Raw genomic sequence first — 15,304 nt, forward strand, 5'->3', positions numbered from 1 at the left:
CTTCAGGAATGGCGCTGACCTGACACGCGCGCCGAACTCGATCAGAGGTCGGCTTTGCTGGTTTGGCGTATCTCAGCCTTTGGTTGATGGGCGGTCGGGCGTCTAAGGCCCGCTCGGCCTTTTCCCGCGCGTTGGCGCCGCCCATCTCGTCTCATCGCCAGGCTCGACGATGCCGCATCAAACCTTCGCGGCCTCGCCGATGTTGTCGACGCCGCGTTCGTCAAGCACGCCGGTGAGCCAATCCGGGTCCATCTCCGGCACCGAGGAGAGCAGAAGGTCGGTATAGGGATGATGGGGCGGGGCGAACATCTCCGTCTTCGGGCCCTGTTCGATCACGCGGCCTTCCTTCATCACCACCACTTCGTCGGCGATGGCGCGCACGGTCGCCAGATCGTGGGTGATGAACATATAGGCGAGGTCGAACTCCTTTTGCAGGCGGTCGAGCAGCTTGAGGATCCCTTCGGCGACGATCTGGTCGAGCGCGCTCGTCACTTCGTCGCAGATGATGAAGGTCGGCTCCGCAGCCAGCGCGCGGGCGATGCCGATCCGCTGCTTCTGCCCGCCCGAGAGTTCGGGGGGATAGCGGTGGAAATATTGCGCCGGTTCGAGCTCGATCAGGTCCAGCAATTCATCGACGCGGTTTTTCAGCGCGACGCCTTTCAGGCCTGAATAGAACCGTGCGGGCCGCCCTATTATCTCGTGGACCTGCACTTTCGGGTTCAGCGCCGTATCGGCCATCTGGTAGATCATCTGAATTTGCCGAAGCTGGTTCTTGCTCCGATTCCGGTACTTTGGAGGCAATTCCTCGCCGTTGAACAGAATCCGCCCCTCGGTCGGAGGCAGCAAACCGGTGATGCAGCGCGCCGTGGTGGACTTTCCGGACCCGGATTCTCCGACGACCGCCACGGTCATGCCGGCGTGAATGTCGAATGAAACATCCTCCAGCACTTTCGTGGAGCCGTAGGATGCGTGGATGTTCTGGACAGAGACGACGGGCGTGGCGCCGCCGGTCGGACGTTTTTTCTCCTCCCGGGTGAAGCTGCGCACCGCCCAGAGGCTCTTGGTGTAGTCCTCCTTGGGATTGTCCAGCATTTCGGCCGTGGCGGATTCTTCAACCTCGTCGCCTTTGAGCAGGACTTTTATCTTGTCGGCCATCTGGGCGACCACCGCCAGATCGTGCGTGATATAGATCGCGGCCGTGTTGAACTGATCGACGATGTCGCGGATCGCGGAGAGCACTTCGATCTGCGTGGTGACGTCCAGCGCCGTGGTCGGCTCGTCGAAGATGATGAGATCGGGCCGGCAGGACATCGCCATCGCCGTCATCGCGCGCTGAAGCTGGCCGCCGGAGACCTGATGCGGGTAGCGAAAGCCGATCTCCTCCGGATTGGGGAGGCGAAGGCGCGCGTAAAGCTCCATCGCGTCCTCTTCGGCTTCGGCGCGCTTGCGGAATTTATACTGAAGGGGCGCCTCCACATGCTGATCGATCAACCGGTGCGCGGGATTGAATGACGCCGCCGCCGATTGCGCGACATAGGCGATCCGCGAGCCCCACAGCGCCCTCAGATGCGCGTCGGAGGATGTCGTCAGCTCCATTCCGTCAAACTCGATGGAGCCGCCCGAGATTCGGCAGCCGTCGCGGGCGTACCCCATGGCGGCGAGGCCGATCGTGGATTTCCCGGCGCCGGATTCGCCGATGAGCCCCAGCACCTCGCCTCGATTCAATGTGAAATTGACGCCATGAACGATCTCGATCCAGCTCTCGTCGCTGTAGCCCTCGATGCGAAGGTCCTGAACTTTCAGCAGGAGGTTCGGGTCTTTTCTCGACATGTCCTACTCCTTGAGCCCGGCCGACTGCCACAGCATCCAGTCGACCACGAAATTCACGGCCACGGTCAACATCGCGATCGCGCCGGCGGGGATAAGCGGCGTTATCTCGCCGAAGGAGATCAGGGTCGCGTTCTCCCGCACCATCGAGCCCCAGTCCGCGGTCGGCGGCTGTATTCCGAGCCCGAGGAAGGAAAGCCCGGCGATGAGCAGAAACACGAAACAGAACTCAAGGCCGAATTCGGCGATCAGCGGCGCGGTCGAATTCGGCAGGATCTCCCGCCGGATCAGGTACCAGTCTCCCTCGCCGCGAAGCCGCGCGGCCTCCACATAATCCATCACCACGACATCGCCGGCGACCGCCCGTGTGAGCCGAAAGACGCGCGGCGAATAGATGATCGCGACGATGATCACCAGCACGAGGACATTGGTGCCGAAGATCGACAGCAGCAGAAGCGCGAAGATCAGCGATGGAATGGACATCACCACATCGGCCACGCGGCCGAGGGCCTGATCCAGCCACCCCCCTCTGATCGCCGCGATGAGGCCCCCGAACGCGCCAATGAGAAAGGCGAGGAGCGTGGCGGAGAGCGCCAGTCCGACCGTGTTGCGCGCGCCGAAGACGAGCCGGCTGAAGAGATCGCGCCCGAGCTGATCGGCGCCGAGAAGCATCACCGAATCCGGCGGCGCGAAAGAGGAGGAGATCACCTCCGCCTCGCCAAAAGGCGCGATTATCGGCGCAAACGCGCCCATTATGGCGTAAATCAGGATCACGAGCATGCCGAACGCCGCGGTGAGCGGCGCGGTGCGCAGGAACCTGGCGGTCTGCGGCCTCACGAGATTGATCAGAAATTCGCGGAACGAGTAGGCGGCGCCCACCGCGAAAGCCAGGAGACCGGCCAGAATGGCGAGGGTCCTGAGAGCGCTTTCGCCGCCGAGGACGCCCAGGACGAGAGACGCCAGCGTCAGGCTGAACAGCGGCATGAAAACCGCGCGCTTCTCCAGATAGGCGGCGAGACAGGACGCGCCGATCAGGACCACGAAATAGGTGATGACGAAATAACTCATCTCCGCCCCCTCACTTCGGATGCCGGAGGCGCGGATTGGTCAGGATCGCCCCGATATCGGCCGAAAGGTTCAACAGGATGAAGGTCGCCGCGAAGATCAGACAGACCGCCTGCACGACCGGGAAATCCCGTTTGCTCACGGCGTCGACCAGCAACTGCCCGATGCCCGGATAGACGAAAACGACCTCGACCAGCACGACGCCGGTGATCAGATAGGCGAGATTGAGCGCGACCACGTTGATGATCGGCGCCCAGGCGTTCGGCAGCGCGTGATGCACGATCACCTTCCATGCGGGGACCCCTTTGAGCCGAGCCATTTCGATATAGGGCGACGCGAGGAGATTGATGATCGTCGCCCGCGTCATCCGCATCATGTGCGCCGTCACCACGAGCACCATGGTCAGCGCCGGCAGGAAGGTGCGGTACAAGAGGTCCGGGAAGGACATGCCCTCGGAAAGGCTTGCGATCGCCGGGAAGATCGGGGCTTTCACCGCGAGATAGAGAATGAGGATATAGCCGAGGAAGAATTCCGGCGAGGAGATCGACGTCAACGTGAGGATGTTCGCGATCCGGTCGAACAGCGTGTTCCGGAAAAGCGCGACGATCACGCCGAGAGCGATTGCGAAGGGCACGGCGATGATGGCGGCGTAGCTGGCGAGGAACAACGTGTTCATCAGGCGCGGCCCGATCTTGTCGCTCACCCGCTCGGCGGAGATCAGCGACTGGCCGAAATCGCCCTGGATGGCGCCGCCCAGCCACTGGAAATAGCGAATCGCCGCAGGCTGATCGAGCCCGAGTTGCACGCGCATCGCAGCCACGGTTTCCGGCGTCGCGCTCTGACCCAGAACGGCCTGCGCGACATCGCCCGGCAGAAGTTCGACCGCGCCGAAAATAAGAACTGAAATCACGAAGAGGGTCACGACCCCCAATCCAAGGCGTTTGAGGATGATGGTGATCACATCGCCCATGCTTCTCCTCCTGCCGGCCGCGCTTGCGGCGGCTCTGTTTGTTGCTTTTGATCAGTCGGACGCCCGCTGAGCGCCATGGCTCAGCGGAAGCACTGACATGGTCGCGTCGCCCGACTGGGGCGACGCAACCCTTTTACTTGATATCAGGCAAACCACCAGCGCGTTGGCGCGCGCCCGCCATCACATTCCCAGTTCGCAGCCTGATCGGCCCCGTGCTGAACCTTGCTCGAACGGGCGTAGACGAAATTGTTGAAGAACGGGATGATCGTGCCGCCGTCGTCACGCATCAGCATGCACATCTCATGGTACATCTCGGTGCGCTTCGCGTCGTCGAGCTCGGCCTTCGCGATCGGCAGCAACTCGTTGAACCGTTCGTTCGCCCAGTGGCTCTCGTTCCAGACCGCGCCCGCCTTGTAGGCCTGCGTGAAGATCACGTCCGGCGTCGGCCGCGCGCCCCAGGATACGGCGGTGAAGGGCTCCTTGAGCCAGACATCGGCGTAATAGCCGTCATTCGCCTCGCGAACGACTTCGATGTTGATCCCCGCCTTCTTCGCCTGCTCGGAATAGAGCACGCACATGTCCACCGCCCCGGAGAACAGGCTGTCCGCGGTGTGGAGCTTGACCGACACATTCTCGGCCCCCGCCTTCTTCAGCAGAAACTTCGCCTGCTCCGGGTCGTATTCGCGCTGCGGAATGTCCGCGGGGAAATAGGGCTGCGACGGCGCCAGATGGAAATCATTGCCGATCGTGGCGGCGCCGTAGGCGATCTTCTCGACGATCTCCTCGCGGTCCATCGCCAGCTTCAGCGCCATGCGCACATCCACATTGTCGAAGGGCGCCCTGTCGCAGAACATCGGCAGGGTGATCGCCGCGCCGGTCGGCACGTTGTCGATCTCGATGTTCGGCGCGCGCTGCAGCAGCGAGAGCGTCTTCAACTCGACGAGCGAAATGCAATCGACGTCGCCCGTCATCAGCGCGGTCTGGCGCGCGTTCGGGTCGTTGAGCACGAGCATCACGACCTTGTCGAAATACGCGCCCTCGCCGTGCCAGCCGTCGAACCGGCTGAGGTCCCAGCGCACGCCGAATTCGCCGTTGTCGATCTTGTAGGGGCCGCTGCCGTCGCCGGAGCGCCAGTCGATCGTGCCGTCGGTGTTGGCCGGGCAGACCACGAAATGATAATCCGTCAGCAGCCACGGCAGGTCGGCGTTGCCGCCGGAGAGCTTGATGGTGACGGTGTGCGCGTCATCGGCGACGATCTCGGTGACGTCGGCCAGCAGCGCCTTGGCGGCGGATGTCGATTTCTCGCCCCGGTGATGATTGAGCGAGGCGACGACGTCCTCCGCCGTCAGCTTCTTGCCGCTGTGAAAGCTGGCCTTGTCGGTGAGCTTGAAGGTCCACTCCGTCGCGTCCGGCGTCGCGCTCCATTCGGTCGCGAGGTCGCCGGCGAGCGTGTTGTCCGGCGCGATCATCGTCAGATAGCTGCGGTGCTGGGCCGCGAGATAGATGCCCTGCCGCGTCACATAAGTGCCCGGATCATGGCTGTCGGCGGTGTTGCCGTCATGGATCCCCCACCGGAAGGTCCCGCCGCGCTTCGGCTCGGCGCGCGCATGGGTCGCCCAGAGGCCGCTTGCGGTCGCCGCGGTCACGCCGGCGGCGGTCGCGCTGCCGAGGAAGCCGCGCCGCGAGAGCCTGCCCGCCTTCGCCGCCGCCGCCAGTTTCTCCATGAGTTCTGAATTGTTTCGCATGTTTGCGATTTCCCTGTTGTTTCAAAAGTGATCGCCTGTTTATGCGACAATCTCGTGATGTTCAATAGTCTTTATCATCTGTAATATTACAAATAAAACTATACCATCAATAGCAGATCGCAAATTCGGTTTTCTTGCAGTCAGGCAAGTGATCGAGTATTATTCGATTATTACATTGTGGATCATGTAATTATGTTTTACATATCGGAAACGGCGCGCGCGAGTTCTTCGGTGCGCCCGCGTTTCATCGCGATGGCGCCGCGGCGCCTGAATCCGGCGCGCCGGACGCCTCGCCCGCGGCCTGATCGGTCCAGCGGAGTGGACGGGCGCGCGGCATGGCGGCCCGGCGCAGGTCTTTCTTTGCTTGACCCGCCGGAGGGCGGCGGACAGGCTGAGCGGATACAAGAGGACAGCGATCATCCATGCATGTTTACACCCCCCGGGAAATGCTTGAAAAACTGGTGAGTTTCCCCACCGTGTCCCGCGACTCGAACCTTCCGCTCATCGACTTCGTGGAGGATTATCTGACCGGGTGCGGCGTCGCATGCCGGCGCGTCTATGACGAGACCGGGACCAAGGCCAATCTTTACGCGCTGATCGGGCCGGAGGTTCCGGGGGGCGTCGTGCTTTCCGGGCATACCGATGTCGTGCCGGTCGATGGTCAGGACTGGACCAGCGATCCTTTCACGCTGGTGGAGCGGGACGGGCGGCTCTACGGGCGCGGCGCCTGCGACATGAAGGGGTTTGGCGCGCTGGCCCTGGCGCTGGTTCCCGACATGCTGGCGGCCGGGCTGAAGCGGCCGGTGCAGATCGCGCTTTCCTATGACGAGGAGGTCGGCTGCCTCGGCGCGCCGGGAATGATCGCCGAGATGCGCGAGACCATGCCGCCGGCCTCGGCGGTGATCGTCGGGGAGCCCACGATGATGAAGGTGGTGACCGGGCACAAGGGCTCTGTCGGGACCGTCACAAGGGTGCATGGCTTCGCCGTTCACTCCAGCCTGATGCACAAGGGCGTCTCGGCGGTGATGACGGCCGCGCGCCTGGTGACGTGGATGCACGACCGGGTGCAGGAGAACATGGCGAAGGCCGATCCGGCGTCGCCCTTCGTCCCCCCCTTCACGACGCTTCACGCCGGTATGATCAAGGGCGGCGAAGCGGGCAATATCACCGCGGAACTCTGCGAGATCACGTCGGAATTCCGGGTCTGCCCGCCTGAATCCGTCGATGGATGGCTGTCTCGCTACAAGGAGCGCGCCGCGGAGGTGGAGCGGGAGATCAAGGCGATCAGGCCCGAAGCGCGGATTGAGGTGATCACGCGGATGATGGTTCCACCCTGCCTTCGCGAAGAGGGAGGGGAGGCGGAGGCTTTGGCGCGCGCGCTCACCGGCGACAATGGCGAACATGTCGTCTCCTACGGCACGGAGGCGGGCCAGTTTCAGGAGGGGGGCTATTCGACCTGCGTCTGCGGGCCGGGGTCGATCGAACAGGCGCACCAACCGGACGAATACATCACCGTCGCGCAACTCGACGCGGGCGAAGCCTTCATCCGCCGGTTGATCGAGAGGCTCGCGCGCTGACGGCGGCGCCGATCTTGCGGCCCTGTCGGCGCCGGTGACGCGGATGACGGCCCATCCCCGGGAATTCTCGCGCGCCAGGCCAGGCGCCCACCTCCACCTCTGAACGACGGTCGAAAGGAAAGACCAAATGCCCACGATCAATCGGTTCGCCGACCTGCATGATGAAATCACCGCCTGGCGGCGGGATCTGCACACGCATCCGGAGCTTGGCTTCGATGTTCAGCGCACTGCGGGGATCGTCGCGGAGAAGCTGCGGGAGTTCGGCTGCGACGAGGTTGTCGAGGGGATCGGCCAGACCGGCGTCGTCGGCGTGATCCGGGGCAGGGGGGCCTCGGGCGAAGTGATCGGTCTTCGCGCCGATATGGATGCGCTGCCGATGGATGAGACGTCGGGCGTTCCTCACGCCTCGAAGACCCCTGGCAAGATGCACGCCTGCGGCCATGACGGCCATACCGCGATGTTGCTCGGCGCGGCGAAGTATCTGGCGGAGACCCGGAACTTCAACGGCGCCGTCGCGCTCATCTTTCAACCGGCGGAGGAAGGCGGCGGCGGCGGGCGGGAGATGGTCGCGGATGGGGTGATGGACAGGTTCGGGATCAGCGAGGTCTACGGCATGCACAACATGCCGGGAACGCCGCTCGGCCATTTCGCGATCCGCCCCGGCCCGCTGCTGGCGGCGGCGGATCTTTTCGAGATCGACGTTGTCGGCAAGGGAGGGCACGCCGCGTTGCCGCATCTGACGGTCGACACGACGCTGGCCGCGGCGGAGATCGTGGTCGCGCTGCAATCCATCGTCTCGCGCAATCTCGACCCGGTGGAGACGCTGGTGATCTCCGTCGCGTCGTTCCGGACCGACTCGGAGACCTATAACGTGATCCCGGACACGGTCCGGCTGAAGGGCACGGTCCGCACCTACAAGAAGGAGGTGCAGGACATGGCGGAGGCGCGGATGCGCGAGGTGGCGGAGAGCATCGCCCGCGCCTTCGGCGCGACCGCGACCCTCAGATACATGCGCAATTACCCGGCGACGGTGAACGCCGAGGCGCAAGCGAAAAAGGCCGCCGACGTCGCCGCGCGCATTGTCGGCGAGGAGCGGGTCAACCGCGACACGCCGCCGCTCATGGGGGCGGAGGATTTCTCGTTCATGCTGAATGCGCGCCCCGGCGCTTTCATTTTCATCGGCAATGGCGACACGGCGATGGTTCATCACCCGGAATACGATTTCAACGATGAGGCGATCCCGTTCGGCTGCTCGTATTGGGCGAAGCTGGTCGAGGAACTGTTGCCGGCGGCCTGACGGAGGCGGCCTCCGTTCTCGGCGCCATCGTCATGAGCGGGGGCGCCACCCTCGCGGCGCCGAGCGCCGCCAGGCGTTCGATCCGGCGCGCGGCGCCGGGGCTTGGCCTTGCGCCCTGACCGCTTCGCCGCCGGACGCTGGGCTACCGGTTCAGGGCCGCCGCCGGCCCAGCGCCGCTTATGCGGCTTTTGATGAGGCGTTCGTCATCGCGGCGACGGCGAGCGCGGCGCTCGCCGCCTCTTCGCCTTTCCGCACGAAATGCTCCTTGAAGAATGTCGTATGCGCCGCGGTGTCCTGAAACTGATGCGGGGTGAGCACGACGGAGAAAATCGGCGCGTCGGTCTCGAGTTGAACCCGCATCAGGCCGGAGACCACGGCTTCCGCGACGAATTCGTGCCGGTAGATTCCGCCATCCACCACGAAAGCGGCGCCGACGATCCCGTCATAGAGCCCGCTTCGCGCCAGCCTCTGGGCGAGAAGCGGTATCTCGAAAGCGCCGGGCGCGTCGAAGACATCCGTGACCGTTCCGCCCCCGGTTTGGCGCGCGATCTCGTCGAGAAAGCCGATGCGCGCCTGATCGACGATGCAAGCGTGCCAACGGGCCTGTATGAATGCAAAGCGAAGCGAGGCTCCGCCGGTTTGAATGTTTTGATTCATAGCCTGCTCCATCCACTTCAAAAGCGTTGAATCAGGGCGGCGAACGCGCGCGCGGGCGCGGATTCAGCTCCCGGCGCGGCGCTCGTTCTCTCTCATCCGGACTGTCACCGTCGGCCCCGGGGTCTCACCGGGTCTGCTGACCCCTTGAGCTCCGGTGGGAGCTGACAAGGGCGCTCGCGGGCTCAGATCTCACGCTGTTGCAGCCGCAAGATCAACACCGCCGGTGGGGAGTCGCACCCCGCCCCGAGAACGCATCGTCCGAAATCAGACGACGGAATGCTCTCTAGTCCACGATGCGCGCCCTGTCGAACGCTTCGGGCGGCGCGCCGTCGGGGCGGCGGGGTCAGTCGAAGGCGCCGGTGACCCGCGCGATGATCATGAAGGCGCGCCCGGTGCGGCTGTCGGCGGCGTCCAGGATCATGGGGTCGGCGCCGAGCTCCCGCGCCATCCGCCCGATCAGCCGGTCGAAGCGGCGGAGGAAATGGAGCGCGCTGTCGCGGAAGATCACGTCGCTCCGCATCCGGCCATGAACGATCGTGAGCGTCTCCTCGTCGACGATCCCGCCCACCGCCGAGACGTCGGCGCCGCGCGCGCCGCCCGCATAGGCGATCCAATCCTCGACGCGCGCCGGCTCCAGCGCGAAATCCTCCATATAGATCCCGTCGGCGGACAGAAGCGTCAGCACATCTTCGGCGGCTTGAAGGAGGTCGGCGAACTCCCGCTCCTTCAGCGCCGCGCGGAGCGCGGCGAAGCCCTTGCGGTCCTTCTCATCACGCGGAAAGTCGAGCGCGCGCACGACGCTGTCCCAGCGGATCCCGGCGGGCGGCGCGGTTTCGGGCTCCAGCGGCAGCGCTGGCTGCGCGCCATCGGCGCGGGCGGGCGGCGCGGTGGTCTTGCCGGTTCGGCGGGCCTCGCTCTCACGTCCCTCGATCCGGGTCAGCATCTCCTGCGCGGCGCTGAGCGCGGTGTCGAGACTCTGGAGCCCTTTGGAGAGTGCGGCCTTTTCTTCTTCGAGCGCGGCGCGCGTCGCTGCAGTCAGGGTCGCTGTCAGATCCGCCTCGTCCAGAGCCGGACGCGGCGCGGCGGCGCTCTCCATCGCGTCGAGCGCGTTGGAGAGCCGCCTCGTCTCGGCGCGGATCTCATCGGCTTTCTCGGCCAGAAACGCGCCGTAGAAGAAGAAGGTGAGCGGCGCGAGCGCGGCGAGGATGAAGAGTGCGATCTCCAACGCCGACGCGCCGCTGGGCGCCGCCTCGAACAGGCCGAAAAATCCGGCCGCGTAAGCGACGGCGCCGCCAAGCCAGATGATGGAAAGCCCGGTCGCCGCGGCGAAGGCGCGGCTCTCTCGCGCCCATCGGCGGAACGCGGCGAGGCGCCGTTCGATCAGCGGTCCCTCGTCCGGCGTCGCCATGGGCCTGCTTTCAGCGTAGTCGCGCGGTCATTCGAACGCGACGGAGAGGACTTCATAGCTCTTGCCGCCGCCGGGCGTCATCACCTCGACGCTATCGCCGGCTTCCTTGCCGATCAGCGCGCGCGCGAGGGGCGAGCGGATATTCAGCTTCCCCGCCGCGATGTCGGCCTCGGTCTCTCCGACGATCTGATAGGTTTTCTCTTCGTCGGTGTCTTCGTCGGCGACGGTGATCGTCGCGCCGAACTTGATCGAAGAGCCGTTGAGCTTGGCCGGATCGATCACGTCTGCGCGGGCGATCAGGCTTTCCAGCTCCTTGATCCGGCCCTCGATGAAGGACTGACGTTCACGGGCGGTGTGATACTCCGCGTTCTCTGAGAGGTCGCCATGTTCGCGCGCCTCGGAGATTGCGCGGATCACCGCCGGGCGCTGCGTGGACTTGAGGTCCTTCAGTTCCTCGTTCAGCGCGGCGTATCCCGCGATCGTGACAGGCACCTTCTCAACCATGATAGCTTCTCCATTTCCCTATATGGCCGCGTACCCGGCTCAAAAGCATGGCGCGCCCGTTGCGGTTTCCCGCAGAGGACGCGCCTTGTTGACCGAGAAGAACATATGAGCGCGGATTTCAGGTTGCAAGCCGGCGCGTGTTAACGCGCCTGAAATGGTTCTTCCGCATTTTCTGAACGAGAGATTAACGACGATGAGGGGCCGGTGGCGGCGAAGCGGAACACGGATGGAGCGGCCTTGCCCGGACTCGAGCCCGAGCGCGGCGCGCCCCCTCAGCCCGATCACGCCCGGCACCGCCAGCGGCTCCGGGCGCGCTTCGACCGGGCGGGGACGGAGGCGCTGGCCGATTACGAGCTTCTCGAGCTGCTGCTGTTTCGGGCGATCCCGCGGCGGGATGTGAAGCCGTTGGCGAAACGGTTGCTGGCGGAGTTCGGGGATTTCAATCACGCGATCTCGGCGCCGGCGTCACGGCTTCTGAAGGTCAGCGGGCTTGGCGACGCGGCCGTGCGGGAGCTGAAGATCGTCGAGGCGGCGGCGCATCGTCTCGCGCAGGCGCGGGTCATCGGGCGCGAGGCGCTTTCCTCATGGGCGGCGGTGATGACGTATTGCAAGACCGCGATGGCGCATCGGGAGACGGAGGAGTTTCGGATCCTGTTTCTCGACCGGAAGAACGTGCTGATCGCGGATGAGGCGCAGGGCCGCGGCACGGTCGACCATGTGCCGGTCTATCCGCGCGAAGTGGCGAAACGCGCGCTCGAATTGAACGCCTCCGCGATCATCATGGCCCACAATCATCCCTCGGGCGACCCGACGCCATCCCCCGCCGATATCGAGATGACGCAGCGGATCGAAGCGGCTCTGGCGGCGGTGGACATAACCCTGCACGACCATGTGGTGATCGGAAAGGAGACCGACGCGAGCTTCCGCGCCTTGGGCCTCATCTGAGTCGGGCGGGCGCCGGGGCCGCGCGCTCAGACGCCGAACGCGCTGAACGGGAGGAACGCGACCGGGTCGCCCGGCGCGATATCCGGCCCGCCATCGGGCAGATCGACCAGCCCATCCGCCCAGACGAGGCCGCGCGTGAGGCCGGAGCCCTCGTCGCCGAAGGTCTCGACCCGGCCATCGGCTGCGAGCCGGGCGCGAAGATATTCCCGCCGTCCGGGCTTTCTTCGTTTGGCGAAAGCGGCCGGGCGCATCTCCGGGGCGGGTTCGAGCCAGCCGGCGCCCGCCATGGCGAAAAGCGCCGGGCGCGCGAAGATGAGCGCGCAGACGAAGGCCGCGACCGGGTTGCCCGGCAGACCGAAGACCGGAACCCCGCGCCAGCGCCCGAGCGCGAGCGGGCGCCCGGGTTTCATCGCGATCCGCCAGATCGCGCGGGTCCCCTCGGAGCCGAGAAGCCGCGAGAGCCAGTCCTCGTCCCCGGTCGAGGCGCCGCCGGAGGTCAGGATCGCGTCCGCCCCGGCAGCCCCGGCGTCGAGCGCGACGCGGATCGCCGCGGGATCATCCCGGACGCCGCCAAGATCGATGAGCGAGAATCCCCATGCGCGCGCGAGGCTGGCCAGCATCGGCCGGTTGGCGTCGTGGATCTGACCGGGGCCGAGCGGCGCGCCGGGCTCGCGGAGCTCATCTCCGGTGGAGAGAACGCCGACCCGGAGCCGCGGCATGACCGGAAGCGCTCCGAGGCCCGCCGCCGCGGCGTGGGCGAGGGCCTGAGGCGTCAGCCGCGCGCCGGCGGTGAGCGCCGGCGCGCCGGCCTCGGTATTTTCGCCGGCGCGCCGGCGGTTGGCGCCGGGTTTCAGCCCGGTCGGGCAATGGAGCAGCGCCCCGTCGCGGCGCGCGTCCTCGTCCAGCATCACGGTGTCGGCGCCCGCCGGCAGCTGCGCCCCGGTGAGAATGCGGAGCGCCTCTCCGGGGCCGAGCGCGCCGGGGAAGGGCGCGCCGGCCGCCGCCCGCCCCTCGATCACCCGGAGCGGGCCGGACAGATAGCTTGCATGCGCAAAGGCGTAGCCGTCCACCGCCGCGTTCGCCGCCGGCGGATTGCTGACGCGCGCCGCGACGTCCGCCGCGAGCACGCGCCCGAGCGCCGCGTCGAGCGGGATCGTCTCGCGCCCGCCGATCGGCGAGACCGACGCCCGAAGCGCCCGAAGCGCCTCATCCACCGGCGTCCAGGCGACGCCGGGCGGGAGCGCGAAGCAATCGTTGATCGGGCGGCGCGAATCCATCAGCCGGCCTCGAGGTCGGTGAGGATGAAATCTGCGATCGCGGCGACACCGTCGAGCGGAAGGACGGGCCTGTCCGTCTCCACGGCGTCGTTGCTGGCGATGGCGTGGATCGTCGGGTCGTCCAAAGCGATCAGATCATGGCCGGTCTGAGCGCGCCAGACCTCGATCTTCGGATGGCGGTCGCGCTTGTAGCCTTCGACGAGCACCAGATCGACCGGCGTCAGGCGGGCGATGAGCGCCGCGAGGCTCGGCGGCTCCTCCTCCCTGAGTTCATGCATCAGCGCGTAACGCATGCCGGACGCGACCAGCACCTCACGCGCGCCGGCGATGCGGTGGCGGTGGCTGTCCTTGCCGGGCCGATCCACGTCGAAGCCGTGATGGGCGTGCTTGATCGTCGAGACGGAGAGTCCGCGCCGGGTGAATTCGGTCACCAGGCGCTCCACCAGCGTGGTCTTGCCCGCGTTCTTCCAGCCGGTGACGCCGTAGATCTTCAAAGCCCGTGCTCCGCTGCGATGGTCTCCGCGACGGCGATATCATCGGGCGTGTTCACGTTGAAGAAGGGATCGTAGGGGTGCGCCGGAAATTCAACCGTCGCGGCGCCGTGCCGGTCGGTCCAGAGCACCACCTTGCGCACCCCCTCGCCGAGCGCGGCCCGCAGATCGCCGCGAAGCGCGACCGGCCAGAGCCCGAAGGTCGGATGCCGGGAGAGCCCGCGCCGCGGATCCGGCGTCGCCGCGAGGGCGATGGGCGCCTCGGCCGTCACCGCCGCGCCGAGCCGAAGCGCGAGATCGGCGGGAAAGAACGGCGTGTCGCCGGCGACGGTGAGGATATGCGTGGCGCCGCCCGCCGCCGCCCAGTCCATCCCCGCCAGAACCCCGGCGAGAGGGCCGGCGTGGCCGGGGACGCCGTCGCCGATGACCGGCGCGCCGAACGCGGCGAGGCGGGCGGGGTCGCCATTCGCGTTGATCGCCATCACCGGGGCCTGCGGGGCGAGGCGCTCCATCACCCGCGCCATCAACGTGCGCCCGGCGACGCGCCGCAGCGGCTTGTCGCCGCCGCCCATCCGCCGCGCCAGCCCGCCGGCGAGGATCACCCCGAAAGGCGGGGTCACGCCGCGCCCTTTCTGTTCCGGCCCGGCGCTTCGTCCGGCGCCGCGTTCGGGTCGGCGTCGAGGATCAGGCGCTCCGCGCCCGAAAGGCAGATGAAACGCTTGCCGCGCATCCGCCCGATCAGCGTCAGGCCGACCCGCCGCGCGATCTCCACCCCCCAGGCGGTGAAGCCGGAGCGGGACGCGAGGATCGGCACGCCCATCAACGCGCTCTTGATGACCATCTCCGACGTGAGCCGCCCGGTGGTGTAGAAGATCTTGTCGGCGCCGGTCTCGCCCTCCATCCGCATCCAGCCGGCGATCTTGTCGACCGCGTTGTGGCGCCCGACATCCTCCATGTAGACCAGCGGCCGGGCCTCCCGGCAGAGGACCGCGCCGTGGATCGCGCCGGCTTCGAGATAGAGGCTCGGGACGGTGTTGATCGTTTTCGCCAGCGCGTAGAGCCAGGATGCGCGAAGCGGCGCCTCGGGCAGGCGCACGCCGTCGAGCGCCTCCATAACGTCGCCGAAGACGGTGCCGACCGCGCAGCCGGAGGTGCGGGTCTTTTTCTTCAGCTTCTCCTCGTAGTTCGTTCGCCGCGTGGTTCTGACGACGACGGCCTCCACCTCCTCGTCGAAATCCACGCCGGTGATCTCATCATCCGCCAGCAGCATGTTCTGGTTCAGGAGGTAGCCGATCGCCAGATATTCCGGATGGTCGCCGATGGTCATCGCGGTGACGATCTCCTCCGCGTTCAGGAAGATCGTCAGGGGCCGCTCCTCGACGACGCGCATCTCCTCCTCCCGGCCCTCCTGGTTGACGCCGGTGACGCTGCGTGTGAGTCGAGGGTTCGTGGGGTCGGGGGCGATGATGAAATTCCCGGCTGATTTCGCGCCCATGGCGACTCCTGCTCTTGGCGCGGCGGCGCCTCTGTGGTCTCTGCGG

14 protein-coding genes and 1 riboswitch are annotated in these 15,304 nt (G+C 66.4%); of the genes, 3 read left to right on the forward strand and 11 right to left on the reverse strand.

Going from position 1 to position 15,304, the window contains the following annotated elements:
* Positions 1-177: 177 nt before the first annotated feature.
* The 4 genes from WG921_RS09795 to WG921_RS09810 all read right to left on the reverse strand — a co-directional run bounded on the left by WG921_RS09795 (position 178) and on the right by WG921_RS09810 (position 5,607).
* Entirely contained in the window at positions 178-1,830 is a 1,653-nt protein-coding gene (locus tag WG921_RS09795) for an ABC transporter ATP-binding protein (RefSeq protein WP_340109048.1), read from the reverse strand.
* 3 nt (positions 1,831-1,833) lie between these two features.
* The gene (locus WG921_RS09800) at positions 1,834-2,895 is read right to left on the reverse strand and encodes an ABC transporter permease (RefSeq protein ID WP_340109049.1); all 1,062 of its coding nucleotides are present in this window, start codon (positions 2,893-2,895) and stop codon (positions 1,834-1,836) included.
* Between the two features lie 10 nt (positions 2,896-2,905).
* Positions 2,906-3,862, reverse strand: coding sequence for an ABC transporter permease (locus WG921_RS09805; protein ID WP_340109050.1), 957 nt, complete (start codon positions 3,860-3,862; stop codon positions 2,906-2,908).
* Positions 3,863-4,005: 143 nt separating this feature from the next.
* Positions 4,006-5,607, reverse strand: coding sequence for an ABC transporter substrate-binding protein (locus WG921_RS09810; protein ID WP_340109051.1), 1,602 nt, complete (start codon positions 5,605-5,607; stop codon positions 4,006-4,008).
* A 422-nt stretch (positions 5,608-6,029) separates the two neighbouring features.
* On the opposite strand from WG921_RS09810, the gene argE reads away from it, so the two are divergent.
* Positions 6,030-7,184 carry an acetylornithine deacetylase gene (argE, locus tag WG921_RS09815; protein ID WP_340109052.1) on the forward strand — a complete coding sequence of 385 codons (1,155 nt, stop codon included), beginning with the start codon at positions 6,030-6,032 and terminating at the stop codon, positions 7,182-7,184.
* A gap of 127 nt (positions 7,185-7,311) precedes the next feature.
* Positions 7,312-8,481, forward strand: coding sequence for a M20 aminoacylase family protein (locus WG921_RS09820; RefSeq protein WP_340109053.1), 1,170 nt, complete (start codon positions 7,312-7,314; stop codon positions 8,479-8,481).
* A 177-nt stretch (positions 8,482-8,658) separates the two neighbouring features.
* Here WG921_RS09820 and WG921_RS09825 read toward each other — a convergent pair whose 3' ends face one another.
* The 3 genes from WG921_RS09825 to greA all read right to left on the reverse strand — a co-directional run bounded on the left by WG921_RS09825 (position 8,659) and on the right by greA (position 11,050).
* A complete protein-coding gene (locus WG921_RS09825; protein ID WP_340109054.1) occupies positions 8,659-9,138 on the reverse strand; it encodes a 6,7-dimethyl-8-ribityllumazine synthase in 480 nt (159 codons plus the stop codon).
* Between the two features lie 80 nt (positions 9,139-9,218).
* Positions 9,219-9,393: riboswitch (FMN riboswitch) on the reverse strand.
* Between the two features lie 88 nt (positions 9,394-9,481).
* Positions 9,482-10,546 carry a hypothetical protein gene (locus WG921_RS09830; RefSeq protein ID WP_340109055.1) on the reverse strand — a complete coding sequence of 355 codons (1,065 nt, stop codon included), beginning with the start codon at positions 10,544-10,546 and terminating at the stop codon, positions 9,482-9,484.
* A gap of 27 nt (positions 10,547-10,573) precedes the next feature.
* Positions 10,574-11,050 carry a transcription elongation factor GreA gene (greA, locus tag WG921_RS09835; protein WP_340109056.1) on the reverse strand — a complete coding sequence of 159 codons (477 nt, stop codon included), beginning with the start codon at positions 11,048-11,050 and terminating at the stop codon, positions 10,574-10,576.
* Positions 11,051-11,287: 237 nt separating this feature from the next.
* On the opposite strand from greA, the gene radC reads away from it, so the two are divergent.
* The gene (radC, locus tag WG921_RS09840; protein ID WP_340109057.1) at positions 11,288-11,995 is read left to right on the forward strand and encodes a RadC family protein; all 708 of its coding nucleotides are present in this window, start codon (positions 11,288-11,290) and stop codon (positions 11,993-11,995) included.
* Positions 11,996-12,021: 26 nt separating this feature from the next.
* Here radC and WG921_RS09845 read toward each other — a convergent pair whose 3' ends face one another.
* Genes WG921_RS09845 through WG921_RS09860 form a run of 4 tightly spaced genes read right to left on the reverse strand, consistent with a single transcriptional unit; the run spans position 12,022 to position 15,258 of the window.
* Positions 12,022-13,272 carry a molybdopterin-binding protein gene (locus tag WG921_RS09845; protein WP_340109058.1) on the reverse strand — a complete coding sequence of 417 codons (1,251 nt, stop codon included), beginning with the start codon at positions 13,270-13,272 and terminating at the stop codon, positions 12,022-12,024.
* Positions 13,272-13,766 (reverse strand): molybdopterin-guanine dinucleotide biosynthesis protein B, encoded by a 495-nt coding sequence (mobB, locus tag WG921_RS09850; protein ID WP_340109059.1) that lies wholly within the window; start codon positions 13,764-13,766, stop codon positions 13,272-13,274. The genes WG921_RS09845 and mobB overlap by 1 nt, the downstream gene beginning before the upstream one ends.
* Entirely contained in the window at positions 13,763-14,383 is a 621-nt protein-coding gene (mobA, locus tag WG921_RS09855) for a molybdenum cofactor guanylyltransferase MobA (protein ID WP_340109060.1), read from the reverse strand. The genes mobB and mobA overlap by 4 nt, the downstream gene beginning before the upstream one ends.
* The gene (locus WG921_RS09860) at positions 14,380-15,258 is read right to left on the reverse strand and encodes a formate dehydrogenase accessory sulfurtransferase FdhD (protein ID WP_340109061.1); all 879 of its coding nucleotides are present in this window, start codon (positions 15,256-15,258) and stop codon (positions 14,380-14,382) included. The genes mobA and WG921_RS09860 overlap by 4 nt, the downstream gene beginning before the upstream one ends.
* Between the last annotated feature and the right edge of the window lie 46 nt (positions 15,259-15,304).

It is taken from the genome of Paludibacillus litoralis (genome assembly GCF_037646705.1).
GTDB lineage: Bacteria > Pseudomonadota > Alphaproteobacteria > Rhodobacterales > Rhodobacteraceae > Pikeienuella > Pikeienuella litoralis.